Origin of the sequence: Methylobacterium phyllostachyos, from assembly GCF_900103445.1 — a bacterium.
Classification (GTDB): domain Bacteria; phylum Pseudomonadota; class Alphaproteobacteria; order Rhizobiales; family Beijerinckiaceae; genus Methylobacterium; species Methylobacterium phyllostachyos.
Genome location: NZ_FNHS01000002.1, coordinates 337,176 through 362,511, shown reverse-complemented (window position 1 = coordinate 362,511; position 25,336 = coordinate 337,176). Strand labels below are relative to the sequence as shown.

The 25,336-nt window shown below is 66.9% G+C and carries 27 protein-coding genes, 1 tRNA gene and 1 pseudogene; 17 read left to right on the top strand and 12 right to left on the bottom strand.

The annotated features are described in order from the left end of the window. Positions 1-208 precede the first annotated feature (208 nt). A complete protein-coding gene (locus BLQ49_RS04475; RefSeq protein WP_091713648.1) occupies positions 209-1,561 on the top strand; it encodes an IS701 family transposase in 1,353 nt (450 codons plus the stop codon). Positions 1,562-1,586: 25 nt separating this feature from the next. On the opposite strand, the pseudogene BLQ49_RS04470 reads toward BLQ49_RS04475, so the two are convergent. After that, a pseudogene (locus tag BLQ49_RS04470) lies at positions 1,587-2,392 on the bottom strand (IS5 family transposase). 861 nt (positions 2,393-3,253) lie between these two features. Between BLQ49_RS04470 and BLQ49_RS28830 the strand changes: the two are divergent. Together BLQ49_RS28830 and BLQ49_RS04465 are read left to right on the top strand one after the other, a co-directional pair. After that, positions 3,254-4,150 (top strand): hypothetical protein, encoded by an 897-nt coding sequence (locus BLQ49_RS28830; RefSeq protein WP_143012199.1) that lies wholly within the window; start codon positions 3,254-3,256, stop codon positions 4,148-4,150. 824 nt (positions 4,151-4,974) lie between these two features. After that, positions 4,975-5,343 (top strand): hypothetical protein, encoded by a 369-nt coding sequence (locus BLQ49_RS04465; protein ID WP_091713647.1) that lies wholly within the window; start codon positions 4,975-4,977, stop codon positions 5,341-5,343. On the opposite strand, the gene BLQ49_RS04460 is transcribed toward BLQ49_RS04465, so the two are convergent. The 4 genes from BLQ49_RS04460 to BLQ49_RS04445 are packed head-to-tail and all read right to left on the bottom strand — an operon-like array spanning position 5,340 to position 8,407. Beyond that, positions 5,340-5,747, bottom strand: a complete 408-nt coding sequence (locus BLQ49_RS04460; RefSeq protein ID WP_143012198.1) for a hypothetical protein — start codon at positions 5,745-5,747, stop codon at positions 5,340-5,342. The genes BLQ49_RS04465 and BLQ49_RS04460 overlap by 4 nt on opposite strands. 52 nt (positions 5,748-5,799) lie before the next feature. Beyond that, positions 5,800-6,141 carry a hypothetical protein gene (locus BLQ49_RS04455; protein WP_244507424.1) on the bottom strand — a complete coding sequence of 114 codons (342 nt, stop codon included), beginning with the start codon at positions 6,139-6,141 and terminating at the stop codon, positions 5,800-5,802. Between the two features lie 14 nt (positions 6,142-6,155). After that, on the bottom strand, positions 6,156-6,767 hold the full coding sequence (locus BLQ49_RS04450) for a hypothetical protein (protein ID WP_091713643.1): 612 nt from the start codon (positions 6,765-6,767) through the stop codon (positions 6,156-6,158). 11 nt (positions 6,768-6,778) lie between these two features. Then, positions 6,779-8,407 (bottom strand): AAA family ATPase, encoded by a 1,629-nt coding sequence (locus tag BLQ49_RS04445; protein WP_091713642.1) that lies wholly within the window; start codon positions 8,405-8,407, stop codon positions 6,779-6,781. Positions 8,408-9,023: 616 nt separating this feature from the next. On the opposite strand from BLQ49_RS04445, the gene BLQ49_RS04440 reads away from it, so the two are divergent. The 4 genes from BLQ49_RS04440 to nifW all read left to right on the top strand — a co-directional run bounded on the left by BLQ49_RS04440 (position 9,024) and on the right by nifW (position 10,063). Further along, positions 9,024-9,272, top strand: a complete 249-nt coding sequence (locus tag BLQ49_RS04440; protein WP_091713640.1) for a hypothetical protein — start codon at positions 9,024-9,026, stop codon at positions 9,270-9,272. Further along, entirely contained in the window at positions 9,269-9,520 is a 252-nt protein-coding gene (locus BLQ49_RS04435; protein ID WP_091713638.1) for a hypothetical protein, read from the top strand. Before BLQ49_RS04440 ends, BLQ49_RS04435 begins: the two co-directional genes overlap by 4 nt. After that, positions 9,514-9,681, top strand: a complete 168-nt coding sequence (locus BLQ49_RS29505; RefSeq protein WP_167627624.1) for a hypothetical protein — start codon at positions 9,514-9,516, stop codon at positions 9,679-9,681. Before BLQ49_RS04435 ends, BLQ49_RS29505 begins: the two co-directional genes overlap by 7 nt. A 97-nt stretch (positions 9,682-9,778) precedes the next feature. Next, entirely contained in the window at positions 9,779-10,063 is a 285-nt protein-coding gene (gene nifW / locus BLQ49_RS04430; protein ID WP_091713636.1) for a nitrogenase-stabilizing/protective NifW family protein, read from the top strand. 10 nt (positions 10,064-10,073) lie between these two features. On the opposite strand, the gene BLQ49_RS04425 is transcribed toward nifW, so the two are convergent. From BLQ49_RS04425 to BLQ49_RS04415, 4 genes are read right to left on the bottom strand one after another with little or no spacing between them, the layout of a single operon-like run. Further along, positions 10,074-11,207: a hypothetical protein gene (locus BLQ49_RS04425; RefSeq protein WP_091713634.1), complete on the bottom strand. Its 1,134-nt coding sequence runs from the start codon at positions 11,205-11,207 to the stop codon at positions 10,074-10,076. After that, positions 11,204-11,719: a DUF4365 domain-containing protein gene (locus BLQ49_RS29500; protein WP_167627623.1), complete on the bottom strand. Its 516-nt coding sequence runs from the start codon at positions 11,717-11,719 to the stop codon at positions 11,204-11,206. The genes BLQ49_RS04425 and BLQ49_RS29500 overlap by 4 nt, the downstream gene beginning before the upstream one ends. 58 nt (positions 11,720-11,777) lie before the next feature. Continuing rightward, a complete protein-coding gene (locus BLQ49_RS29495; protein WP_167627622.1) occupies positions 11,778-12,374 on the bottom strand; it encodes a hypothetical protein in 597 nt (198 codons plus the stop codon). Next, positions 12,374-12,685 carry a hypothetical protein gene (locus tag BLQ49_RS04415; protein WP_091713631.1) on the bottom strand — a complete coding sequence of 104 codons (312 nt, stop codon included), beginning with the start codon at positions 12,683-12,685 and terminating at the stop codon, positions 12,374-12,376. The genes BLQ49_RS29495 and BLQ49_RS04415 overlap by 1 nt, the downstream gene beginning before the upstream one ends. Before the next feature lie 382 nt (positions 12,686-13,067). Between BLQ49_RS04415 and BLQ49_RS29490 the strand changes: the two genes are divergently transcribed. Next, positions 13,068-13,214, top strand: coding sequence for a hypothetical protein (locus BLQ49_RS29490; RefSeq protein WP_167627621.1), 147 nt, complete (start codon positions 13,068-13,070; stop codon positions 13,212-13,214). 160 nt (positions 13,215-13,374) lie between these two features. On the opposite strand, the gene BLQ49_RS04410 is transcribed toward BLQ49_RS29490, so the two are convergent. Beyond that, positions 13,375-13,451 (bottom strand) — tRNA-Met (locus tag BLQ49_RS04410). A 605-nt stretch (positions 13,452-14,056) separates the two neighbouring features. On the opposite strand from BLQ49_RS04410, the gene BLQ49_RS04405 reads away from it, so the two are divergent. From BLQ49_RS04405 to guaA, 6 genes are all read left to right on the top strand, one after another. Further along, positions 14,057-14,395 carry a hypothetical protein gene (locus tag BLQ49_RS04405; RefSeq protein WP_091713630.1) on the top strand — a complete coding sequence of 113 codons (339 nt, stop codon included), beginning with the start codon at positions 14,057-14,059 and terminating at the stop codon, positions 14,393-14,395. 124 nt (positions 14,396-14,519) lie between these two features. Continuing rightward, entirely contained in the window at positions 14,520-15,425 is a 906-nt protein-coding gene (locus BLQ49_RS04400) for an aldo/keto reductase (protein WP_091713629.1), read from the top strand. Next, the gene (locus BLQ49_RS04395) at positions 15,415-16,158 is read left to right on the top strand and encodes an NADPH-dependent F420 reductase (RefSeq protein ID WP_091713627.1); all 744 of its coding nucleotides are present in this window, start codon (positions 15,415-15,417) and stop codon (positions 16,156-16,158) included. The genes BLQ49_RS04400 and BLQ49_RS04395 overlap by 11 nt, the downstream gene beginning before the upstream one ends. Before the next feature lie 42 nt (positions 16,159-16,200). Beyond that, entirely contained in the window at positions 16,201-17,571 is a 1,371-nt protein-coding gene (locus BLQ49_RS04390) for an NTP/NDP exchange transporter (protein ID WP_091713626.1), read from the top strand. Between the two features lie 641 nt (positions 17,572-18,212). Beyond that, a complete protein-coding gene (locus tag BLQ49_RS04380; protein WP_091713622.1) occupies positions 18,213-18,632 on the top strand; it encodes a hypothetical protein in 420 nt (139 codons plus the stop codon). 97 nt (positions 18,633-18,729) lie between these two features. Beyond that, on the top strand, positions 18,730-20,286 hold the full coding sequence (guaA, locus tag BLQ49_RS04375; RefSeq protein WP_091713620.1) for a glutamine-hydrolyzing GMP synthase: 1,557 nt from the start codon (positions 18,730-18,732) through the stop codon (positions 20,284-20,286). Between the two features lie 4 nt (positions 20,287-20,290). Here the strand turns inward: guaA and BLQ49_RS04370 are convergent, their stop codons facing one another. Then, positions 20,291-20,983: an SGNH/GDSL hydrolase family protein gene (locus BLQ49_RS04370; RefSeq protein ID WP_091713618.1), complete on the bottom strand. Its 693-nt coding sequence runs from the start codon at positions 20,981-20,983 to the stop codon at positions 20,291-20,293. Continuing rightward, positions 20,980-21,477, bottom strand: a complete 498-nt coding sequence (tsaA, locus tag BLQ49_RS04365; RefSeq protein WP_091713616.1) for a tRNA (N6-threonylcarbamoyladenosine(37)-N6)-methyltransferase TrmO — start codon at positions 21,475-21,477, stop codon at positions 20,980-20,982. Before tsaA ends, BLQ49_RS04370 begins: the two co-directional genes overlap by 4 nt. A 113-nt stretch (positions 21,478-21,590) precedes the next feature. Between tsaA and BLQ49_RS04360 the strand changes: the two genes are divergently transcribed. The 3 genes from BLQ49_RS04360 (at position 21,591) to BLQ49_RS04350 (ending at position 25,290) form a co-directional block, all read left to right on the top strand. Beyond that, positions 21,591-23,084, top strand: a complete 1,494-nt coding sequence (locus tag BLQ49_RS04360) for an AMP nucleosidase (RefSeq protein WP_091713614.1) — start codon at positions 21,591-21,593, stop codon at positions 23,082-23,084. A gap of 147 nt (positions 23,085-23,231) precedes the next feature. Beyond that, positions 23,232-23,756: a hypothetical protein gene (locus tag BLQ49_RS04355; RefSeq protein ID WP_091713613.1), complete on the top strand. Its 525-nt coding sequence runs from the start codon at positions 23,232-23,234 to the stop codon at positions 23,754-23,756. 283 nt (positions 23,757-24,039) lie between these two features. Then, positions 24,040-25,290 carry an SLC13 family permease gene (locus tag BLQ49_RS04350; protein ID WP_091713907.1) on the top strand — a complete coding sequence of 417 codons (1,251 nt, stop codon included), beginning with the start codon at positions 24,040-24,042 and terminating at the stop codon, positions 25,288-25,290. Positions 25,291-25,336: the final 46 nt, after the last annotated feature.

Sequence of the window (25,336 nt, the reverse complement as noted above, 5' to 3'; positions counted from 1 at the left end):
AGGGTTAACGTTTCGTGAAACCACACGTTTTTCCTAGCGCCTTACCGTTAATCCATCTCGGCCGGCGCCATTCTGTTCGTGCGCCCGGAGGCCCATTAGTCGCCAGCTAAGCTCGACTTTGGCCAATTTTGACGGGCGGTCGAGGGTGTGAGGTGACGAAGCGGGTGTGATGGTTAGGCTGGTGATGTCCCCGCCAAGAGACACCGTCATGCTGCCTTTGCCCACCCGCTTCGCCGGGATCATCCTGGCGTTCGCGCCGCTGTTCGTCCACCGCTCGTGGCGCCATGCTCAGCTTCTGCTGATCGGCGCGATCCTGACGCCGGGCCGCCGCACGGTGACGAGCGTCCTGCGCATCCTGGGCCGCGCGCAGGAGCGACGGTTCGTGAACGTCCATCGCATCCTCAACCGGGCGGCGTGGTGCCCGCGCACCGGCAGCCGTATCCTGCTCAGGCTCCTCGTCGACGCGTTCGCGCAACGCGGTCCCGTGGTCCTGGGACTGGACGACACGATCGAGCGACGCCGCGGCAAGCGGATCGCCGCCAAGGGCATCTACCGCGACCCCGTGCGGTCCTCCGACAGCCACTTCGTTAAGGCGAGCGGGCTGCGCTGGATGAGCCTGATGCTGCTCGCCCCGATCCCCTGGGCGGGGCGCGTCTGGGCGCTGCCATTCCTGACCGCGCTGGTACCATCCGAGCGCGCCTGTCGCGAACGGGGCCGCCGCCACAAGCCGCTGCTCGACGTCGGACGCCAACTCGCTCTGCAGGCGCGGCGCTGGCTGCCGGGGCGCGACCTCATCCTGGTGGGCGATGGCGGCTTCTCGGCCCTCCAGTTCCTCGATGCGATGCGGCGCGGCGGCATCACGGCAATCACCCGCCTGCGGCTCGACGCAGCCCTCTATGATCCCGCACCGCCGCGACCGCTCGGCACGATCGGGCGTCCGCGTACCAAAGGCGCTCGGCTGCCCACGCTCGCCGCGCGCCTCGCGGCCAAGGACACGCTCTGGCGCAAGGTCGTGGTGCCCGGCTGGTACGGGGCGGGCGCGCGCGCGATCGAGATCGCCTCGGACACCGCGGTGTGGCGGCACGGTGGCTTGCCCGTCGTACCGATCCGTTGGGTCCTCATCCGCGATCCCGAGGCGCGCTTCCCGCCCCAGTCCCTGCTCTGCACGGATCCAACGCGCGAGCCCACGCAGATCGTCGGGTGGTTCGTGCGGCGCTGGACCGTCGAGGTCACCTTCCAGGAAGCGCGCGCCCATCTGGGCGTCGAGACGCAGCGGCAGTGGTCTGACACGGCGATCGCTCGCACTACACCCTGCCTGCTCGCCCTGTTCTCAATCGTCACGCTGCTGGCTGCACGGCTCCAGGCCCGCCAACGGCGACGCGTCGCGGCCGCCGCGTGGTACCCCAAACCGTGCCCGACCTTCGCCGATGCCCTGGCCGCCGTGCGCTGTGCGATCTGGCGCGAGCGGACTTTGGCAACATCACCGCGCCGATCCGCCCGAACAAAACCCCGATTCCGTTTGCCAGCCTCCTGGGTCTATGCCCTCTGCCACGCCGCATGAATGGCCAAAGTCGAGCTAAGAGCCTCTAACAAAACCATCGTTCGATGAAGCGCCAAACGAAGAGGGCGGCAGCCAGCGTCGAGAAGGCGAGATGGATGTCGGCCCGTCGCTCGTAGCGGATGGCGAGGCGACGAAACTGGGCGAACTACGCCAGCGTGCGCTCGACGACCCACCTGCGACGTCCCAGCCGTTGACTGCTCTCGATCCCGCGCCGGGCGATGCGGGGCTGGATGCGGCGGCGGGTCAGCGCTTGACGACAGCGGCGGTGGTCGTAGGCCTTGTCGGCGTGCAGCTTCGAGGGACGCTTGCGCGGCGGTCCCCAGCACGAGCGGATCGGCGGGATGGCATCCGCGACCGCCTTCAGCATTCGGCTGTCATGGACGTTCGCCCCCGTCAGCTTCAGAGCGAGAGGGATGCCCTTCGCATCGGTGACGATGTGGCGCTTCGCGCCCGGCTTGCCCCGGTCAGTCGGGTTCGGGCTCGTCGCCGGGCCCCCCTTTTGGCTGCAATCGAGGCGCTGTCCAGGGACGCTCGGCTGAAGTCGATGCCATTCTGGCGGCCGAGCCGGTCGAGCAGCTCATACTGCAGACGGTCCCACACTCCGGCCTTCTGCCAGTCCCGCAAGCGTCGCCAGCAGGTCATCCCCGAGCCGCAGCCCATCTCCCGGGGCAGCAACTCCCACGGCGTGTCTGAGCTCAGCACGAACAGGATCCCCGTCAGTGCCGCGCGGTCGGAGGTTGGAGGCCGACCGCCGTTGGGCTTGGCCCGTTCAGGCGGCAGCAGCGGTGTGATCTCGGCTAACAGGCCATCGGGGAGGAGCAGTATCGCCATCTCCGCTCAACGCGCCAAACCCGGTTTTGTTGAAGGCTCTAAAGCCGGCCGTTGCAAATCAGGAAACGTTTTGTCTTTATAAATCAATGCCTTGCGTCATTGCAATGCGCACACGCCTAATCTAAGATCGCGAAATGGTGGGGGAGTAAGGCGTGCATGTCCGCAAATCCGGACCTTTTCGAATTTATGCGCAAGGGTCTCGGAAAGCGCCTCCACGACCTACGCCATACTGGAGCCTTTGCCGACGAGCGAACCATTAAGGCGTTAGGCATGGAGGTCTTGGCTGAAGCTACCATCGCCGACCTATGCAGCGAGATATCCGACGACGACTGCGACAGCGTCGTATCGCGCGTTTGCGCCTATTTTTCCAGGCGTGGGAACACCAGTACCCGTCGGACAGCAACAAACTCAAACCAGAAGCTTTGGAACTACTTACTCCCATATTCCCGTCGGCTTGCGCTTACATCTGCACGGGGTAATGGCGGCGTTCCCGACCCCGTCTTTCTCAACCGCGAATTGCTTGCACTTGTTAAAGCTTACCGAGCCAAGCCAGGGTGTGCGGCGCTCGATGATGATGCGGACGGAGTCGTGGGTCGCCTGGTAGCGTACCGGGCAAAATGGCGACCGGGAGCTAAGGTTCTCAAGCCGCCAGCATCAAGACAAGGTGGAACAGCTGCAGCGAGACGCGCCCTTACACAGTCGGTTACGGACTTAGTGGATTATACCTCCGGGCCAGACCCAGCGCTCTACAGCAATCTACATAAAGACCGTCCCAGTTTAGCAATCTCGACTGGCAAACATGGACAGGTCGGAGGGAGGAGAACGCGCCTTATGCGACCCTCGTCAGGCGCGATCCACGACGTGATCGCCGAACGGGCCACTCGGCAGACGCAGCCGGCGCCGAGCCGCTCTGCAGTGGCAGCAGTGATAAGAAAGCGATATGGCGCGCCGGACCGTGACGCGCGCTTGCTTGCGTTACCCGCCTCAAGCCAGAGGGCTTACCGCATTCTTGCGGCATCACTTCCTGATAAGCGGATCAGCACGATCAATGCTATCGAATTGTCGGAGCAGATGTGGGGAGTAGCAACATGTGCGTCGACGCGCCGAAGTCACCGCAAGCGTTTACGTGACGCTCTCGCCATCCTTACAGGGGCACGGGTCGACCTGAACGCGGCCCTCATTGACGAACTCGTCGTAGTCGGTCGGGGGCGGAAGTTGCCCAATGGCCTAAATCGCGCGGCACTAGGAAAGCTACGTACGATTGATGCGGGTCGCGTTACCTATGAAAGCGGGATCTGGGCCACACGCGAAGGTGAAGTAGCAAAGGCGTTTCTGCGGCTCATCGCCCAGCAAGCGAAGGCAGACGATGTTGAGCGGTTAATGCGTTTTCAGGGAAGCGAGGCAACCGCATTCGCGCTTTCGATCCTGCGCCGTGAGCCGAAAGGACTTCAAAATCCGATCGCATATTTGGAAGAGGTCGTCCGCGCAGCGTCACACTCTATTTACCAGCCATCTGTCGCTCAATCGCTGCGCGGCATGAGGCCCGCGGTAGGTTGGCCGGAAGCAGTCTCCGCCGCAGAAGCTCTTCTAGCCGTCGTTGAGGCAGTCTCCGAAAAGGAGAGTTTGATCGTGGGATGGCGATTGCTCTGTGCGGCTTCCCGCGGGGATCCGGGTCGGATTGAAGCGCTCGGATGCATCATCACCCAGATCGAGGATCCGGAAACGCTCGACAGGTTTCTGACGCCCATACGCAGATAGGTGGGCAAAGCGCAGCGCAGCGCAGCGCAGCGCAGCGCAAAAGTTAGTGCTCGCATAAAGTCAACGCCGCCAGCTCGCTGAAGCTTTGTGCGTTTCATTACCATCCCCTCTTGGGGAGTGGCCTAAGCTTGTTCACGCGTTTGTGAACAAGCACAGGAACGACGTTTGAAGCCTCTCTGATTGGTCCAGCGTCATCAGCCGTGAAAAATGACCTCGGCACACCGGACCTAGCATACGCGACAGCTTGTGGTGCCTTCCTGAGGTCCATTCACGTCTTTGCTTGCTATTTTTGCAGCCCCTGCATCGGTTGAACAATTCAGACAAAGCTGCGTAGACAGATGGATCGAAAGTGCCATGATATTCCAAGTTCGAGACGACTTGGATGCATAGCATGCTCTTTGATACAGATGATATTCCGCTGATAGCGCGGCCCGCGGTGGAAACCGTCCGCGTTCAATCGCAACGAAAGAGGCCACCGAGGCCGCAGCAGCTTTGCCTATTTGACCTCGCTAACTCGAAATCTCCCAAGCTAAAATCTCAGAAGCGGAGTATGAGCTGATGCAGCCTTACATATGAAGCACATCAATCTAAAAATTCGTAAATCTAACTCGAGCGACAATTAATCAGATCTCGATTAGCTCATAGCACTTGCGCGTTTCTCAGCCAATCATATCGCAGCCAGCTTTCAGCAGCAGTCGTGGCTAGGCGGGCCCCGATCGAGTCGTCCCACTTCGACTACGAGGACTGCCCCACGATGGGAGGTAGGGGCAGCGAAGATCTGCAGCCCCCAATTTAAATGGGTATGCCAGCACCGGGAAAACCAAATGCAGCCGAGTATCATTTTCGAACGCGAGCGCCGCGACGCAGAGCGCGACCGTCGTATCGCCGAAGGCAGGGCCATCCGGGCCGCCGCGCCCGCTCGTGCCGAGGCGATCGTGTCAGAGGCCGGGCGCACGGGGAATGGGGGGCCGCCGACCCTGAAGCCCGCCGATGAGCTCCGGGCGATCGGCGAGCTGATGTACGGCCCCCGGTGGACAACGGACCTGGCGCGTGACATCGGCGAGGATCCCCGGCAGGTCCGGCGCTGGCTGAGTGGAGAGGCCACCATGCCCGCGCGGCCGCTGGCATGGGCGCGCGACGAGGCGAGGAAGCGCGCCCGGGCTCTGCTTGGGCTGGTCGGGGGCGAGGCTTAGAAGCCCACGAAGCCGGTCACGTTTTGCTCGTCCGGATTTGCGGACGAATGCTCCGAGACCGTCTTCGCCGATGGCTCGGCAGGCTGCGGGGACGCCGGGATCCGCAGCGGCTCCAGGGTCCTATAAAACCGCCCCTCTGTGCGAATCCAATTTGCGCCCCGCGCTATGATTGGCGACGTCGTCGCCGGCCCGTCCGGCACTACGGGATGCCCCATCACGTGGCCGACGAGGCACGGCAGCGACGTCCCGGGATACACGCTCTCGATCCACACATCGATCGTCGGCGCCGCATCCAGCGTCCTCGCATCAGGCTGCCATCCGCTCTGGAGAAGGTCGGCATCGCGGGCCCGGTCCGCCCGGCGCATCGCAATTTCCTTCAGGCTCAGGCGTCTCGTGCGGCGCATCGTTGGTCTCCCTGCGGGCATCGTCGGCTCGTGTCGAGAGAGGCACCAGGCCTCAGCTGTGTGGGCACGGGAGCGGGCCCGTCCACCGCCGGAAGAGCACCGAGCCGTGGACCATGCTGCCCGACGGGAGGATCAACAGGTCGGTCTCGTACGGTGCCTCGGAGTCCCCGTTCGCCCAGCACTTCGGCGACCGGACGCGCCCGCGGGACAGCGTGACGACGGGGCAGTCCAGCCCGTCGATGCCGAGACCGCCGTTCGGGCCCACAACGATGGCGTAGATGTCCTGCCCCTTTGCCGGGCAGTAGACGCCATCAGGGGGAAGCATCCAATTCTGGTCGGCGACAGCGGGCATGGCTAGAGATGCCACGCAGAGAGCGAGCACGAAGGTACGCATCACTAGATCTCCGATTAGCGGGCAGCCTTGCCCGAAGCGTGGACGTCACACCTGCACTTGGCCCACCCGCCGCGGCGGATGCGGCCCGGGCGGCCGCAGTCCTCGCAGATGAACGCCGACAGATTTTCGACTGTTGAGATGACGTTCTTGGTGTATTCGCAGCTTTCCTCGGCGCTCCAATACCAGCGCGCGCTTCCGAACTTCTCCTTAGTCTGCTGTGTCGTGAAGTTCCTCGGCACGCCGCGCTCGCGGAGCGCTACAGCCCCGGCTTCGAATAGCCAGCTCCAGCCCGGTCCGACGCACGGGTCCTCATCGCTGAAGAGCTTGGGGAACCTCTGCTGAAGGCTATTCCTCCAGTTCGCCGGGCAGCGCGGCGTGCCGTGGGCCCACCGGGCCGCGAGCGTTCTGCTCAGCAGGTCGAGCATCATCGGGCCACTAGGCGGTCCGAGAGAGACGAAGCCGCCCCCGGACAAGATGCGCTCGCGCTCAGCGGGCATGCCGGGCGCCTCCCAGCGAACGCGGGGGCCGATGGGCGACGGCTCGATGCCGTGGATCCGCAGGGTCTCCAGGCCTTCATAGCCGACGAGGGCGTAGCTGCAGACGGTCCGGAATTCGTCCTCGATCATGGCGCCCTCCCTCAGTTCGGCATGCGGCGGGCAAGGATGTCGCGTGAAGCGACGATCTTCTCGATCATGCGACGCAGGGGGCGAAGAGACCCGCCGCGCCACGCCGTCAGCGCGTCAAGCTCCTCGCCGTCGAGGTCCGGGCACCAAGTCGCGTCGAAGCCACGGTCTCGGCGCAGATCCGCGAGGAGCGCCGCAGCCACGATCGGGAGGTCCTCCGCACGAGGGGCCGGCCAGTGGATCGGGGGTGCCCTGTCGAGCAGGGGCGTCACGATCCCGGTGAGCGAATTCGCAGTGAGGATGTGGCTGACAGCGCTGAGATCCAGCGCGCATTCCAGCGCCGGGTCGTGGATCGCCCGGGCGGTCGTCTCCAAATATGGCAGGATCGTCTCGTCGAGGCGGCCCCACCTGCGGCTGTTGCCGGCCTTCTCGACCTCGTCCACGACCACGCCGTGGTTGGCCTGCCCGAAACGTAGGCAAGCTTGCGCCGGCACGGACAGCCGCCAGGATCCCCACTGCCTGCTTGTGCCGGCGTAGCTGCCGCCATCCATTTGTCCTGCCGCGCTGTAGACGGTGACGCCAAGGCCGGCCTCCTCAAGGATCGCCCGGGCGAAGGCGGTCTTGCCGAGGCCGGGACCGCCCACGAGGATCCGCGGCCGGAACCGCGCGAACGGCGCGCCGACGAGATCCATGGCGTACTGCTCGATCGCCTCGCTGGCCCACGGGAACCTGGCGCGCATCGCTGCTGCGAAGGCAGCCGGGTCGGGCGTCCGGACGAGCGGCATCGGCTTTTCCGCCCAAGGCTCGGCGAGCGCACGGGGGCTGTCGCCTCTGTCGATCGCGCCCGTCGACGGCTTGGGCAGATGCCGGAGCGATGGGATGACGACGAGCGTCTGCGCCGGCCGCGCCGCCTGGGACCCGGGCTTGTCCCAGTCTTCCGGCACGGGCGGGAGATCCACGAGCTGCGAGAGGTCGGACTTCATGCCCGCGCCGCCGCGCAGGATGTCGTCCTCGGCGGCAATGGCGTCCTCCGCCTTGGCGATGACCGCGAACGAGGCCAGCCAGAACCGCGCGCGCTGGTCGAATGCGGCGAGCCTCGAATAGAGCGGCCCCGGCTTGTACTCGACGTCTGTAGCGTCGGCCTGGGCGTCGCACGCCCACAGGCATGCGGCCCTGAATGCGAGGTGGCCCTTTTCGTAGCTGTCCGTGCCATCGCCGCTGCCGATGTGCATCACGGCGCTGTCGAGCGCGGCCGCGGCGCACTCAGCAGAGGCGGCGGGGCATCCCAGGGCCGCGATGTTGAAGACGAGCAGGTTGTCCGCGTCCCTGCAGGCAAACTCGGCACCCTGCGGAACATCGCGCCGCAGGGCCTGCCGCAAGCGGCGCAGCTTTCCGACAGTGGGCCGTTCGATCGCGCGGGCGATCTGCAGGGAGAGGTCGTCAGGCAGCTCGTAGGCTTGGAGACGCCTGAGGATCGCCTGAGCGTCCACCCGGGCGTCCCATTGCACGAACTCGCCGCCGCGCAGCCGGTCGCCCCGATCGATAGGCGCCATCGGCTCGCGCGGGCCGCAGTGAAGGACGGGATTGAGGATGACGGCGCGCAGGCGGGCCCACGCCGCGAGGCGCTTAGTATCGTCGGACATTGGGGGGTGCTCGCTGGAAACGGAGGACGCGCAGGCACGCCGAGCGGGTGGCTCAGGCGGCAGTGGCTATCTCTCGTTTCAAGTTGCGAGCGGCGGTCACGGCGGGGATCCCCGGTGGCTGAGTCCCCATAAAGACCTGGGCGCTCATCCGGGTCCAGCGGGTCAGCTCGGGAAGGTGTGCAGAACCCTAACGACATCCCAAAAGCGCGGGTGCGTCAACATGCCATACCCATGCGATCCAGCCTGAAACCGGCCTCCCCGTAGGAGAGCCCACTCTACGAATCAGGGCGCTCGCAAAAATTGGCTGGCGGCGTCCAGTGGCAGGCGCCCGCCCGTGGCAAGATTCCCTTGGGACGATTCGGAGCGGTGGAGCGGGCGGGATGGCAGCGTCGGCGGCGGAGAGTGTGGCAATCCCCGAGGATGTCCGGGCGCGCCTCCAGGCCAGGTTCCCCAAGGTGGCCCGATAATTCCCCGAGCCCATAGCCGGCCCCGCGCCGTGGGAGATCATCCGTGAGGCGCTCGCCCGCGGGCGCGCCAACAGCCTCGACGACGTCTAGCTCGCCGGGGGCATCTATGCCGTCCTGGTGTCCCATGGGCTCCTGCAGGAGGGCCGGGCGTGAGCGAGCGGGCCTTCTGGGAGACCCCGCGCGAGATCTCGCACGCCGAGGCGAAGGAGGCCGCGCGCCGCCTCGTGAACAGCCACTTCCGCAACGAGGACGGGGCCCGGGTCTCGATCCCGGCGAACCCGAACCGGGACGATGACATCGTCCTGCTCTCCTACATCGCACAGCGCGAGCGCGCCGGGGATCCGGACGCCGCCCGTGCGATGGGCGAGCTGCGGGCCTCGGCGGGGGACCGGGCGTGACGCGCCCGCTCTACACGATCGCGCCCGAGCGCCAGCGGAGGTTCCGGTCCTCGGTTGCCGCGGTCCGGGACGACCGGGCTGACGACGTCCTGCTCGACGCCTGGGGTGCCCTGGCGATCGAGCGCCGCGTCATCGACACGACCCGCGCCGTCGACCTCTACGCGCTAGCGGCCGAGCGGATCGCGGTCCTCCCGGCCGGTGAGCGCGCCGCCGTCGAGGCCGCCCTGCTCGGGGGGCCGGCATGCTGACGTCCGACCTCGTCATCCTCCTCTCCTCGGCGGTCCTCTGCCTGGCGATCATCCCTGTCTGGGTGCTGACCGTCATCGAGCATAGGCGGCCCCCGATCCGTGGGCGCCTGAAGGAGATCATCGCGGCGGCCGCCCGGCGGAAGAACGGGCCATGCCCATGAGCTGGCTCGCCGCACGGCTGGGGGTCTCGATCGTGTCGGGGCCCCTGATCGGGAAGGTCATCAAGCACCGGGCTCACCCGTCGAGGAGGGATGCACGATGACCCGACGCCTGACCGATGCCGAGTTCATGGACGCGCTGGATGACCTCATCGTCGAGGACATCCTCGCGATGTCGGGCGACGAGCTCCGCGCCGAGATCATCGCCGAGGGCGGGGATCCCGAAGCGATCGAGGCCGAGTGCCGAGCTGCCCTGGAGCGAGCGATCCGCGAGTGTGAGGGCCTCATGCCCATCGCTTGGTCGCTCGTTCCGATGTCGCCGCGCGTCGAGATCGAGAAGGCCACGGCGGCGAGTTCGCTGCCGGCGGTGGGGAGCTTCTGGTGAGGGAAGTGATCTAGAGCAGGGTGAAGTCGCGCGGGTTCTCAAGCCGCCAGAACCTTCCAGGCGGCTTCAGCTCGCCGTGGATCGACACCATGCGCCCGGTCTTGTGAGCATCGACGGCCTGCAGGTACTCCTCCGGAGGCAGCGAAACTCGCACTCGGATCATGCCATGCTCGTCGCTGTCCCACTCGACGATCACGTCCTGCGTGCCCGAGATGCTGAACAGGTCGGAGGGATTCTCGTTCGAGTGCAGCGTGCGGATCAGGCCAACGATCGTACGGCGCCGCTCGTCGTCGGAATGGCGAAGGGCCTTAGCCGCCTCCCGCATGATCTCGGCCGAAAGCGCATGCCGGATTTCAAACGTGGGGGCCGCCCCCACGTCATCGGGCACACCCCACTCGGGCGAGAAGACGATGTCGATGCGCACCTCGCCGGCGTGCGGAACCTCGACCAGGGCGGCGAGCTCCTCGCAGGCGTTGGCGTTGAGGCCTGCTTCGTAGCCCCGCACGATCTCCGCGGGGTCCTGGTGTGCGATAGCCCCCTCGATGAGACGCAGCCCGCGTGCAAGCCGATGCACTGTGCGGCGCTCTAATGGTGGCGCGGGCGGCGCCCCGTTACCCGGCTCCATCGTGTGCGGCCCAACCGGGCTCTCCACCGTGAAACCAAAGCTGCCACGGAAGGTGTGCCCGAATCGGCATTCGTCGGCATAGCGCTGAGCTACGCCGTCGACGCGGTTGAAGTAGGCGCTGGCGTGCAGCTCGGAATGGGCAGAGGCGGCGAGCAGGCGGGCCATGCGCCGGATGAACTCCTCGGCGGTGCCCAGCTTGATGGTGTCGTGCCGGATGACCGAGTCGGGGAGCCGCGACTTGATCAAGTCGTAGCTGATGGAGCGGATCGCCGCGATGACCGCGGCCATGTCGCGATCTTCGAGAGCGGTCAGCGCTCGAATGGCTTGGCCAACCCGCACAGGGGTATCCCTGGCCTTAGGCGTGCCGGGCAGGAGTATCTCTATCTCGTCTTCCCTAGGGCCGAGCGCGAACAGCTCCAGGCCGCTCCGCAGCGTCTGTCTGTGCCACCCGGCAGTCACCAGATAGCGCTTGAGGGAGCCGAGCGGGACGCGCTCGATATCGTCGGGCTCGCTAGTCATCGGCCTGCCAGGGCCTCCTCGCGGGCGAGCGTCATGATGCCCTGCAGGGCATCAGGTGTCAGCACATTCCCGCGCGGGATCCGGATGCGCCTTGACGAGACATTATCGGTGGGCGGATCGTCCGTACGGTACCAGTAGCAGCAGTGCCGCAGGTACATTTCGGTTTCGGATCCGGTCAGCCATTGGCTCTCATCGCGAGGCAGGCACAGCAGGATCAAGATAGTCATGACCTCACCGGGCTCGCGTTCAGCGATAGTCCGGTGCGCACGCGCCTCCAGGTCATAGACGACGTGCTCGTCCTCATGCTCCCAGTCCACGCTGGCCTTCATTTGGAATCTAACGGGATTGCCAGTCTCGACGCGCTCCCGGCCGCGCATCTTCACCCGATAGAAATAGCCGTCGATCCCGTAGTCGAAAATTGGTTTGGCAGCGATGTTCAACCCGGCTCGGCCGGCCAGAGCATGGACGTACGCGAGCGACAGGGCCTCCTGCGTATGCTCGCGGCTGATCAAATCCCCGCCCCAGCGAGACTGTCCTAGATCATCGGCATACCATGCAACCTTAAGGAGTCTAGCTGGGCGGCTGGTCGGAAGCGTCGACCTGAACAGCGCGCTCGACGGCCGCCGCCGCGGCCCGGGCTTCGTCCCCGTGCGACACCACCTCGTTCGCGACGGCGCGCCCCGTGACCGCGTCGACGACGATGACCGTGGACCGCTCGGTCCCCACCATGACGCGCACGGCCAGCTCGACGCGCGGGCCCGACGCCCCGGGGCCGTCCTCGCTCGGGTACCGGACCTCGTCGTCGGGAAGGTCGTCGAGTTCGTAGCCGGGTCCGCTCGGCCGGGATGCCATGATACCGAACATCTCCTCGTCCGTGAGGTCGTCCGCCCGCAGTGAGATCCGCCCGCCCGGCGGGATCGCCCGAGCGATGAGGCAGACGCGGTCAGGCCAAATCACGCCCTCGCAGCCGAGGCGCGCGACGCCCCACGGCTGCCGGGGATCCTGCTCTGCGCCGGCGTCGCGCCATAAGCCAACGGGTTCGGGGGCGAGCCCGTCGATTGAAGCCCACCAATGCTCGGGGCCCGTGCCGATCGTGACGCCCGGGTCCCGGTGTTGCAGGCCGGCGAGGACGCAGATGCTATCGGGCGGGTAGTCGTCGTCGGCCATCAGTGCCACGCCTCCACACGGTCCAGCCAAGCGCCGACCGCCCGCCGCTCGGAGGCGTCTAGCTCTCGGAGGATGCCGCCGACGTCGCGGTAGCCCCACGTCCGGCCGTCCGGGGCCGTGGCGCCATCCAGATAGTCGAGGGTCCCCACGTCGAGATGGAAGCGTACGCGCCAGCTGCCGATCCGCACGACCTGGATCCCGTCATGGGGGAGCGAGCCCCCGCCGAGCAGGCCGGCTTTCAGGGACACAGTCATCCCGGCGCGGATGACGCCGAGGAGGTCGGCTGCGATGGTCGGGGCATCCGTAGGCATCGAGGGATTCTCGCGCTGGGCGCGGCGGCGGGCAAGCCTGGACGGGTGCGGAGGCTACGCCCGCGCGACGGCTGCCTCGACGATCCGCTCGACTGAATGGCACACGAAACCGACGCCCACGCGGTACGGCTTCCACGCGTAGAGCAGGCGAGCAGCAGCTTGATCCGCCTGACGCGTTCGCGCGGCGTGTCCCTGTCGGTGAAGGGCTGGAGCAGGTCGTCATTATCGCGGGGGAATGGCCGCCCCGCGCACCGGTCGACGAGGAACTTGACCTCCTCGTCCGTGGCGCAGGGAAGCGCCTCGCGGATGAGGGTCTCGGGGACGCTGAGATCGATGACGCGCATGGGAAGGCTCCTGCCCGGCGCAGCGGCCGGCGCAATGGATGGGAGCCCTCAAGGGGATGCGAGAGGCCGACCGGCCGAAGCCGATCTCCTATGCCGAGATGATGGCCCTCGGGCTGGCGCCGGGCAAGGGCGGGGTGTGTGATCCGGGATCACACGTCGGGCTTGGCACTGCCAGCGGCGGGTGAAACGATCTGGACCTGGAGCGCGTCCGGGCGCTCGAATCCGTGCGGATCGGGCCGCCGCGAATATCGCGGGTCGCAGCCCGAGAACAGCCCGAGATGCGAAAAGCCCCGGACGGTCGGTCCAGGGCTCGGCGGCTAAGTGCATGTTTTGATGTAAGGTTTTTGGTAGCGAGGGAGGGATTTGAACCCCCGACACAAGGATTATGATTCCTCTGCTCTAACCAGCTGAGCTACCCCGCCCCAAACCGTGATCGCACTGCGGACGATCAGCGAGGGCGGTATAGGGAGGCGCGGCGCACGGTGTCAACGGCCTGTCGCGGCGAAATCGCGTCTGTACGGAGCCATTCGGGTCGTGCGGCGGGTGCGGGACTCAGCCTCACCGCCTGAGCTGCCCAGCGATGAAACCGGCGCGGCACCGGCCCTTCCTCCGACCGTGCCGGCGGCGGAGGGGGCGCTTCTCGCGCCATCTTTGACGCCATCAGCGATGTACCGGCCAACCTGTGGAGGAAAACTGGCGAGGTCACCGCAACCTTCGATCCGGCTACCAAGCGTCACAGCCGGGCGGAGAGCTACAGGGGACGGGCAGGCCTCATGACGGAGGCTCATGTCCACAATCCGGGCACGCCCGGCGTGACTGCCGGTGAGCACACCCTCCAGCCCTATTCGCGGCGAGACCGAGGCGGCGGATCGCGCGCTCAACCGGTTCGATTCCACCTTCAGCAGGGCGGCCGATCCGAAGGGGAACTCCGCGGTCAGGTCGTGAAGGCCCCCTGAGCCCCCCGCGACGCCTCGACGTGCGCGCGTAAGCCCGGTAGGCGGATCGTGCCCCCTGCCGGAGCTTTTCGATGAAGCAGACCGAGGCCATCATCGCCTGGACGCCCGTACGTTGGGCGGAGCTGAAGCCGGAGACGGCAGGACAGGTGGTCGTCCTGCCCGCACTCGACGGGGCCGGGGAGGCGCGCCGCTACATGATGCGCGCGGGTGCGAGTTCGTCAGCGTTGGCTGCTTTGTCGGAGGAGGAGCGCATCGCCCGCCTCTTCATCGAGTTTCAGACCCTGGTCGTTCGCGACGGCATCGATCCGCAGGTCGCCCACCGCGCGTTCCTGGCCATCGACGAGTACCGGTTCCGCATCGCGCCCGATACCGAGGGCGCCGAGTTCGAGGATCCACCCGAAGAGGATTAGCCGGGCATGCGCCCCGCTCCGGTCCCCCTCGGACATCCGATCGCGCAGGCGTGAGAATAAGGAATACACATCCGCGTGCGCGCGCCCTATCTCGGTTCGGCGCCCCGCTCCCCGGAGACCGGACATGCCCGTATCCCGTCGCGTCGTCATCGCGGCTGCGGCCCTTGCTCCGCTCGCCCAGCGCGTCAGCTACGCCGCCGAGCCGCTGATCCGCCGGCCGATACCGTCGAGCGGCGAGATGCTGCCGGCGATCGGGATCGGCACGTCCCGGCGCTACGAGGTGGAGCCGACACCCGACAGGATCGCGCCCCTGAAGGATGCGGTGGAAACCTTCGTGTCGCTCGGCGGCACGGTGATCGACACTGCGCCGAGCTACGGCAGTGCGGAGGACGTCCTCGGCGCGATCCTGGCTGAGACCGGCCTGCGCGAGAAGATCTTTCTCGCCAGCAAGGTCGACACCACCGGACGGGACGCGACGCTTGCGGAATTCGAGCGATCGCTGAAACGGATGCGGGTCGATAGGCTCGACCTCGTGGCGGTCCATAACCTGATCGACGTGCCCGAGAATCTCGCGGTGCTGCGCGATCTGAAGGGCGCCAAGCGGATCCGCTATGTCGGCGTCACGGTTTGGCGCGACAACCAGCTCGATGCCCTCGAAGCGGTCATGAAGCGCGAAGCCCTGGACTTCATTCAAGTCAATTATGCCATCGACAACCGCGCCGCCGCCGAGCGAGTGATCCCGCTGGCCGCCGACCGGGGCATGGCGGTGATGACCAACGTCCCCTTCGGCCGCGATCGCCTGTTCAAGGCGGTTCAGGGCAAAGAATTGCCCGCCGTGGCCAAGGATCTGGGCTGCACGAGCTGGCCGCAGCTCTTCCTCAAATACGTCCTGGGCAATCCGGCCGTGACCTGCCCAATCCCCGGCATGGCGAAGGCTGCCTATGTGGCGGACAACCTGGGCGCCGCCCGCGGACAACTCCCGGATCCGGCTCAGCGAAAGCAGATGGAGGCCTTCATCGATGCGGTCTGATCGTTTCACGCGCCGCACGGCGCTCGCCCTCGCGGTTGGCCTGTCCCTGGCATCCGCCGCCCCGGCCTTCGCTCAGGACGGCGCTACGAAGATCCGGATCGGCGTAATCGGCGCCGGCAACATCGGCGGTACCATCGGGGCCCTCTGGGTCAAGGATGGGCACGAAGTGATGTTCGCGTCGCGTCACCCCGAGACCCTGGCACCCCTGGTGTCGGAACTCGGACCCGGAGCCAAGGCCGGCACGCCCGAGGAGGCGATCAAGTTCGGCGACGCCGTATTCATCGCCGTGCCCTACAAGGCCTATCCGGACCTCTCGAAGGAGATCGGACCGTCCCTGAACGGCAAGATCGTCCTCGATGCCGGCAATGCCACACAGAAGCGTGACGGCGCCCTCTACGATGAGGTGCAGGCCAACGGCATCGGCGCGACCTCCGCCAAGTATTTCTCGGGTGCCAAGTTGGTGCGGGCCTTCAACGCGGCCAACTACAAGGTCTTCGCCAAGGAGGGCGCAGACGGCGGAAAGGACCGCGCCGGGGGCCGTATGGCAATCCCGATCGCCGGAGATGACCCGGACGCGCTGAAGGTCGCCGCCGGTCTCGTCCGCGATGCCGGCTTCGATCCGGTGGTGGTCGGCCCGATCAAGGATGCCGACAAGTTCGCCATGGGCTCGCCGGGCTTCGGCCACGACGTCACCGCGGCGGAACTGCGCGAGAAGCTCGGGCTGGCCAAGTGAGCCAACGGCGGAGCGGATGCCTGTTCTTGCCGGGGCGCGATCATGCCTGATCCCGTCCCGGCCCGCGGGTCGCTCGCACGCCTGATCGATGTTCAGCCCGGTGAGGGGCGGGCGCTCGCCTGGGCCTGGGCCTACATCTTCTCGATCCTCGCCGCCTATTACGTGCTCCGCCCGATCCGCGACCAGATGGGCGTCGCCGGCGGCATCGAGAACCTGCCCTGGCTGTTCACCGCGACGCTGGTGGGCATGCTGTGCCTGAACCTGCCGTTTGCCTACCTCGTGAAGCGGATGCCGCGGGCGCGCTTCGTGCCGATCACCTACCGGTTCTTCGCGGCCAACATCCTCGCCTTTGCGCTGACGCTGTATCTGGCGCCGCAGGACTGGGGGATCTGGATCGGTCGCGTGTTCTTCGTCTGGCTGTCGATCTTCAATCTTTTCGTCGTATCGATCTTCTGGGCGACGATCGTCGACGTGTTCTCCAACGAGCAGGGCCGGCGCCTCTTCGGCTTCATCGCGGCGGGTGCGACGCTCGGGGCCATCGCCGGCTCGGCCACCACGGCAATCCTCGCCAAAAACGCCCCGACCTGGGGCCTGATGCTCTGCGCCGTGGTGCTTCTGGAGATCGCGGTGTTCTGCATGCGCGGTCTGGCGGCCCTGTCGAGCCGGCTTTACGAAGTCCCTGGCGGCACATCGAGCGGCACGGGCGAACAGGATCGGACGATCGGCGGCAGCGTGCTCGCGGGCGTCACCCGCACGGTCGCGTCGCCCTACTTGCTCAACATTTCGTTGTTCCTTCTCCTGTTCTCGGTGACGTCCACGTTCCTCTATTTCGAGCAGGCGGGGATCGCGAAGCGCAGTTTTCCGGATCGCGGCGCGCAGACCGCCTTCTTCGCCAGCGTCGATCTGGCGGTCAACATTCTGACGCTCGGCGTTCAGCTGTTCCTGACCGGCCGGATCGTAAGCCGGCTCGGCGTCGCACTCACGCTCGCGATCCTCCCGGCCTTCAGCATCATGGGCTTCGCGGCCCTTGCGATCTGGCCAACGATCAGCGTCATCGTGGCCTTCCAGGTCCTGCGCCGGGCGGGCAATTTCGCCATCGCCCGCCCGGTCCGGGAGGTCTTGTTCACGGTCGTTCCGCGGGAGGATCGCTACAAGGCGAAGAGCTTCATCGATACGGTGGTCTATCGCCTGGGCGATCAGGTCGGCGCTTGGTCATTCACCGGCATCGAGGGGCTCGGCTTCGGCAGCACCGGAATCGCCGGCACCGCGATCCCGCTCTCCGCCGCGTGGCTCCTGAACAGCCTCTGGCTCGGACGCGCCCAGGAACGGCGTCGGACGGCGCAAGGGTCGGACGGTGCCGAGACGGCGGGGCTGCCGCTTGATCGGTCGGCGGAGACGCGCCGAAGCGCGTGACGTATCCTCGGCCTATCGGTTCCTCATCCAGTCCCAAACCAGAAAGGCCGGGAAGGGGAGCATGATGGCGAAGAAGATCCAGTCGAACATCTGAGGCATGGGGCAGTCCCTCTCCCAGTCCGCCCTTGAACCTACCAGCGCGGGCGCGCAATGTTCCCGTTGCCGACCGTCGCGGCATACCGCGCCTGCCAAGGGTCATCGTTAAGACGCGGTTTACCCTACCGCGTGAGGTATCGGGCTTGGTTCGGTCGGAAGGGATGCATGACCAGCCTCGCGTACGCTCCACGGGGGTACCTCAGCCGTCACATCCTGCTCGTGCTGGGTCCGCTCATGCTGGTACCCGCGACTGCCCGTGCCGAGGAGCCGCTTTTCATCCGGATCCGTCCGCTGTCGGATGCCGAAGCCGCGCATGTGGCCCGGGAGGCCTTGTGGGCACGGCGTCAGGCCCATGCCCGGACGGTAATCGAATCCGTCTGTACCGGGTGTCTCGGCGCCTGGAAGCCGACAGGCGATCCGGTCCCCGTGCAACCTGAGCCGGCTCCGGCCCCTGTGGCAGACCTCACCGTACGAATAGGGGTTGAACTCGACCCCGGCCCCGTTGCATCCGACCTCCCCGATCCACCGACCTCCGAGAGGCATCCATGACGCAAGCGCATCCGACCAGTGGCGCCGAGCCCGAAGTCGATTGCCCGGTGAGCCTCGAAGTCCTGGGCTCCGTCTACCGCGCCGACGAATTCGACCTGCCGCTGATCCTGGAGCAGATCCCGCCGCTGAAGCGCGCACAGCTTGCCACCTACCTTTACGGCAAGAGCCATATGCACAAGCTCGGCCTTAAGGTCGCCCGCGCGTGCGATCGCGAGGATCTGATTCGGGTGGCGGGCGAAATCGGCTCGGTGATCCACGGGCAGGCACATCTGAAGCCGTCCAAACCGGCTCCAACCGCCGCGCCCGAGTTGCGGGCCAAGACCCTGCCGGGCCAGAAGAAGGTGAGCCTCGCCGGCGCGCCGGCAAAGCCCGCGATCAGCCTGGGCGGCTCGGCGAAAGTCCGCAACTTCGATTGAGGACCCGACGATCCTGGCGCGTGCCTTGCGCGGCGATCCCCAGCCCGCATCGGGGGTGCGCGTTGCGTGCGCCCCGGGCTTCGGATAATCGCCCGCGATGAACACCGACCACGACAAGATCCTGATCGTCGATTTCGGCTCTCAGGTGACGCAGCTCATCGCCCGCCGGGTGCGGGAGGAGGGCGTCTACTGTGAGATCGTACCCTTCACGAAGGCCGAAGCCGCGTTCCGCGAGCAGAGGCCGAAGGGCGTGATCCTCTCGGGCGGGCCCGAATCGGTGACCGTCGATGCTTCGCCCCGGGCGCCGCAGCTCGTCTTCGATTCGGGGGTGCCGGTCTTCGGCATCTGCTACGGCCAGCAGACCATGGCGGCCCAGCTCGGCGGCGCCGTCGAGGGCGGACACCATGCGGAGTTCGGCCGGGCCGAAGTCGAGATCCTCGCTGATTGCCCCCTGTTCAAAGGCGTCTGGCACAAGGGCGAAACATATCCGGTCTGGATGAGCCATGGCGACCGGGTCACCAAGCTGCCCGACGGTTTCACCACCGTGGCGATCTCCAAGAACGCCCCCTTCGCGGCGGTGGCCGACGCGGCGCGCAACTACTACGCGGTGCAGTTCCACCCGGAGGTAGCGCACACCCCCCACGGAGCCCTGCTGATCCGCAACTTCGTGCGCGACATCGCCGGCTGCTCGGGCGACTGGACGATGGGCGCCTACCGCGAGGAGGCGATCGCCAAGATCCGCGAGCAGGTCGGCTCCGAGAAGGTGATCTGCGGCCTGTCGGGCGGCGTCGATTCCGCCGTGGCGGCGGTGCTGATCCACGAGGCGATCGGCGACCAGCTGACCTGCGTGTTCGTGGATCACGGGCTGCTGCGCCTGGGCGAGGCCGAGCAGGTCGTGGCCTTGTTCCGGGACCACTACAACATCCCGCTGGTCCACGTGGAAGCATCGGGCATGTTCCTGGCGGCGCTCGAAGGCGTCTCCGATCCGGAAATCAAGCGGAAGACCATCGGACGCCTGTTCATCGACGTGTTCGAGGCCGAGTCGAAGAAGATCGGCGGCGCGAAGTTCCTGGCGCAAGGCACGCTCTACCCGGACGTGATCGAGAGCGTGTCGTTCACCGGCGGCCCCTCGGTGACGATCAAGAGCCACCACAATGTCGGCGGCCTGCCCGAGCGCATGGACATGAAGCTCGTGGAGCCGCTGCGCGAATTGTTCAAGGACGAAGTCCGGGTGCTTGGCAAGGAACTCGGGCTGCCTGAGGCCTTCGTCGGCCGGCATCCGTTCCCGGGTCCGGGCCTTGCGATCCGCTGCCCCGGCACGATTACGCCTGAGAAGCTGGAGGCTCTGCGCAAGGCCGACGCGATCTACCTCGATGAGATCCGGCAGGCGGGCCTCTACGACACGATCTGGCAGGCCTTCGCGGTGATCCTGCCGGTTAAGACAGTCGGCGTGATGGGTGACGGGCGCACCTACGACCATGTCTGCGCGCTGCGCGCCGTCACTTCGGTCGATGGCATGACGGCTGATTTCTACCCGTTCGACATGGCCTTCCTCGGCCGGGTCGCGACCCGGATCATCAACGAGGTCAAGGGTATCAACCGGGTGACCTACGACATCACCTCGAAGCCGCCCGGCACGATCGAATGGGAGTAGGCCCCTAGGGCCCGCACAAAGCCGGTTGGAGCGCCGCCAGCGCCGGGCGGTAGGCGGCAAGGTGCAAGCCGTCGCGCATGGCACCGGGCTTGGCGTAGCCGGTGTCACCGTCGCGCAGAGCCGCGAACGGGTCCGTGAAGGTGCAGCCCAGGCGTCCACACAGGCCACGCAGGCGCTGCGAGTAATCGGCCACCGCGGCGGCATCGACCAAAGCCGCCAGCTCGCGTCCTACCGGGGGGAGGGCGGTGACCACCACCCGCGGAGCGAGACTCTGCAGACGTCGCACGATCGTTTCCGCGGCGGCCTCGAACCGGGCTGCCGGCTCGGCCGAACGCGGCTTGTTCTTCAGCAGGATGTCGTTGGTTCCGATCGTCAACGCGGCGCGATGCGGGTGCACCGGAAAGGTCAGGTGCGCGAGGTGATCGGCGTAGGCGGCCGCGGTCGAACCGCTGACGCCGCCATTGACCAACGGCAAGCCGCAGACTGGCTGCCCCCCTGGCTGCAACTCGACCTGCGAATCGCCACCCCAGAACGCGTAATCCGGCGGGGCCTCATCCAGGCTCACTTGGATGGCGATGAGGCGCATCACCGCGTAGGCCCGCGCATCGGCCGCCGGCCGGTGCAGGCGCCAGCCCGCGAGGCCGCCGATGGCGAGCAGGATCAGACCGCCACCGATCGGAAGCGCGAGACGCCTCACGACGGCGCGCCGGCGCGATCGACCTGCGCCTCCGGCCGGGAATCCGTCGTAGCGTAATAGGGTTTGATGTCGAGGAGCGGCGTTCCATCGATGCAGTCGAGGCCGCGGACTCGCAGCACGCCACCCTCCCGCCCAAGCAGCTCTACCACCGACAGGGCGATCGGGTTCGGTCGCGCAGGCGAGCGCAGCGAGAAGGTGCCGCGTGGCCCGTCCGCATGGCGCGGTTGCTGGACCAAGAGCCCGCGGGTCGCCCGGTCCATCCAGTAGAGCACGATGAGATGGAAACAGCCCATGACGTTGCGCAGGCCGGGCACATAGGCGGCATCGACCTCCACGGTGCAGAGCGCATCGGTCTGCAGCCCGTTCTTTGGGCATTCGGAGCGTGAGCGCCAGGGCGTGCGCAGCCGGCCGATGAAGTGGAGGCCCGCATCGAAGGTTGCGGGCAGGCTCGCCATCTCCTCGCCGGGCCGGATCCCGAACTCGTCCGTGCTCATGCGACCTCGCTGTAATCCCGCCGGCTTCTCGTCCAAGCCCACGGCGCCCGCAAGCCCGCGTCTCGCTCGCCCGCGTTGGCGGGTGTAGAGCCAGCGCGAGGAACGGAGGCGACATGATCGAGCGCGAATTGCGGCCGATGCAGGCGGTGACGGATGCCGGAACCGCGATCGACCGGCTCGTGGAACTCTACGACGGCGCGGCTCGCGCCCTGCGAAGCGCTCTGGAGCGCTACCTCGCGGGCGGCCCGCCGCCGGACGCCACCGAACGCTTGGCCTTCCGCTACCCCGAGTTGCGGATCAGCTATCGCCCGGACGGGCCGCTGCCGCGGGTGCGCCGCGCCACCGCGAAGCTCCAGGCCGCCGGCACCTACGCGACGACAGTCACGCACCCCGCCTTCTTCCGTCACTACCTGACCCGGCAGCTTGAGCCGCTGATCGCCGATTACGGCATCGCCCTGGAAGTCGGCCTGAGCGCGCAGGAGATCCCCTATCCCTACGTCCTCGAAGCCGGGCTCGACGCACGCGGGCGGGCCGTCGACGGCGCGGATCTCGCCACCTACTTCCCGGTGCCGCTCCTGTCGCTCGTCGGCGACGAGATCGCGGACGGCACCTTCGATCAGGTCGCCGGCGAGCCGTTGCCCCTGGCGCTGTTCGACGCGGTGCGGGTCGATTACTCGCTGCGACGGCTCGTCCATTATACCGGCTGCGACTGGCGCGACGTCCAACCCTGGATCCTGCTGACCAACTATCACCGCTATGTGGATCAGTTCGTCCGCCACGGGCTGGAGCGGCTCGCCTCCGGCGCGGAGGGGTTCGAGCGTCTGGTACTGCCGGGCGGTGTCTCCGTGTCCCGCGCCGAGGCCGCGGAGGCCGACCCCGCCGCGGTCATCGCCGCCTCGCCGTGGCACCGGCACCAGATGCCCGCATACCATCTCGTGGCCCAGGGGGCCGACGGGACCCATCAGGGCACGACGCTCGTGAATATCGGCGTCGGTCCCTCGAACGCGAAGACGATCACCGATCACCTCGCGGTGCTCCGGCCGGATTGCTGGCTGATGGTCGGTCATTGCGGCGGCCTCCGGCAGTCCCAGACCATCGGGGATTACGTGCTGGCGCATGCCTACCTCCGCCGCGACCGGATCCTCGACGAATTGGTTCCGCCGGACGTGCCGGTCCCGGCTCTGGCCGAGGTGCAGGTCGCGCTCCAGAACGCGGCCGCCACCGTGACGGGCGAGCAGGCCGAGGATCTCAAGCGCCGCCTGCGGACCGGCACGGTCGTCACCTACGACGACCGCAATTGGGAATTGCGGTTCAGCCAGGAACGGCGACGGATCAATCAATCCCGGGCGGTCGCGGTCGATATGGAGAGCGGCACCGTCGCCGCGCAGGGTTTCCGCCTGCGCGTGCCCTATGGGGCGCTCCTCTGCGTGTCGGACAAACCGCTCCACGGTGAGATCAAGCTGCCTGGGGCCGCCAACGCCTTTTACGACCGGGCCGTATCCGAGCATCTTCAGGTCGGTCTCGCGGCCCTCGACGCCCTGCGCGCCGATCGGCACGGGTTGCACTCGCGCAAGCTGCGGAGCTTCGACGAGCCGCCGTTCCGTTGACCCCCGGCTCCCTGCCGAACCGTCTAGTTTTCATGCAAACGCGTGGCAGCGACGGACTGCCACGCACCCATCAATACTCAAGCTTGGATACGCAGGTCTCGAACGCGGTTGGACAGCCAGAGACTACTCATCAAATTGGATTGTCCTATGAAGCGTTTGGTATTGGCATCGACCGCCCTGCTCGCAGCGGTGGCATTCGCACCGGTCAGTGCGGACGCGCGCGGCTTCGGCGGCGGTGGTTTCCACGGGGGCGGCTTCGGCGGCGGCTTTCACGGTGGCGGCTTCGGTGGTGCGCGCGTGGGCGGGGTCGGCGGTTTCCGGGGCGCTGGCATCGGCAGCGGATTCCGCGGTGCGGGCCTCGGCGGGGCTGGCGTCGGTGGCCTTCGAACGGGTGGCTTCAACAATGCAGGCCGCCTCGGCGGGGTTGGAACCCATGGCGGGCTCGAAACCCATGGCGGGATTGGAACCCGCGGCGTCGTCGGGCGTGGCTTCGCAGGCCGTGGATACGGGCGCGGCTACGGGCGCGGTCTCGGCTACGGGCTTGCCGGCGTGGGCCTCGGCCTCGGCGTCGGTTACGGGCTCGGCGGTTTCGGCTACGACAACTGCACGAACGACTACGGCTACGGCGCCTACGACCAAGCCGGATGCGGCTATTACGGCTACGGCTACTAAGCCGTTCAAGCCAGCCTCAAGACAAAACCCTCGAAGCCCGGCTGCTCGGCAGCCGGGCTTTCGTGTTCGGCACACCCCCGTCGACGGCTGAACCGCCCGGATCGGGACGGACATCGTCGACCTGCCCGGCTTTCGTCTCCCGCGAAGGCACGGTCAAGGACATCCGAATTGCGAACCGTTCCACGGTGGCCACGATGGTGGCACGGTGAGATCGAGCGAGTTGGGGGATCGCGTGGGCGTGGTGGCAACGGTTCCGGCGACGGCGGCCCTGCTGATGCTCTGCATGGGTCTCTGGGCGACCGCCCTGCTTCCCGAGGTCGTAACAGCACTGAGCTTCTTCGGTTCGGCGATGCTCCTGCGGCTGGGAAGCGCCACAACGGTCTTCTCGGGCTTCTCGACCTCCGCCTTCTGGCTCGTCCTGTCCGGCATGGTGGTCGGTCAGGGCATGACACGGACGGGGCTCGGCGCCCGCATGGCAAATCTCCTGGCCCGGCGTCTGTCCGGTTCCTACGCGCAGCTCATCGCCGGGCTGGTGCTGCTGAGCTTTCTCATCGCCTTCGTGATGCCCTCCAACCTGGGACGAATCGCCTTGATGATCCCGGTGACCCTGGCACTCTGCGATGCGTTCGGCCTTGCCCCAGGCCGTCCCGGCCGCAGCGGTGCGATCCTGGCGGTTGGCGTCGCGACTCCGATCCTGTCCGCAGCGATCCTCCCCGCCAACGTTCCGAACCTCGTCATGGCCGGCTCGGCCGAGCGGCTGTTGGATCTGCACTTCTCCTACCTGTCGTACTTTCTCCTCCACGCGCCGGTGCTGGCCCTGGTCAAGGGCGCGATCCTGATCGCCCTGATCGTGTGGCTCTTCCCCGATCGCTTGGACTCGAGCACGCGGGCCTTGCCTGCACTGCCGCCGCTCTCCGCGCTTGAGCGGCGCCTCACGACGATCCTCGCCGCCACGCTTGCGCTCTGGATGACCGACAGCCTGCACGGGCTTGCGCCGGCCTGGGTCGGCCTCGCTGCCGCGGTGACCTGCCTGCTGCCGCGGATCGGCGTGCTGCCACCCGAGGCGTTCCAGCAGGTCAACCTGCGGACGTGCTTCTATATTGCGGCTCTGCTGGGTCTCGTGGCCCTGGTCAACGAGACGGGGCTGGGTGAGCGCCTCGGACACCTGCTTCTGGCGGTGGCGCCGCTGGAGCCCGGTGCGCCGGCGCAGAATTTCGCCGTGCTCACCGGCATGGCGACGATACTGACGCTCCTCGTCACCGCCAACGGCGCGCCTGCTCTATACACCGCCCTCGCGGGCGAGATGACGGGGGCGAGCGGTCTGTCACCGATGGCGGTCGTCTCGCTGCAGGTCATGGGTTACGCGACCGTGTTCTTTCCCTATCAGGCGCCGCCGATCGTCGTCGCCAGTGAACTCGGTGGTGTCCGTCTCCGGGACACGACGCGGCTCACCCTGAGCTTCGGCTTGGCCGGCCTCATCGTGGCAGCGCCCCTCGATTACGCGTGGTGGAGGCTGCTCGGTCAGCTGAAGTGACAGATTCGGTTTTGTGTTGCGCAAGCGGGCACATTGCGTCGCACCA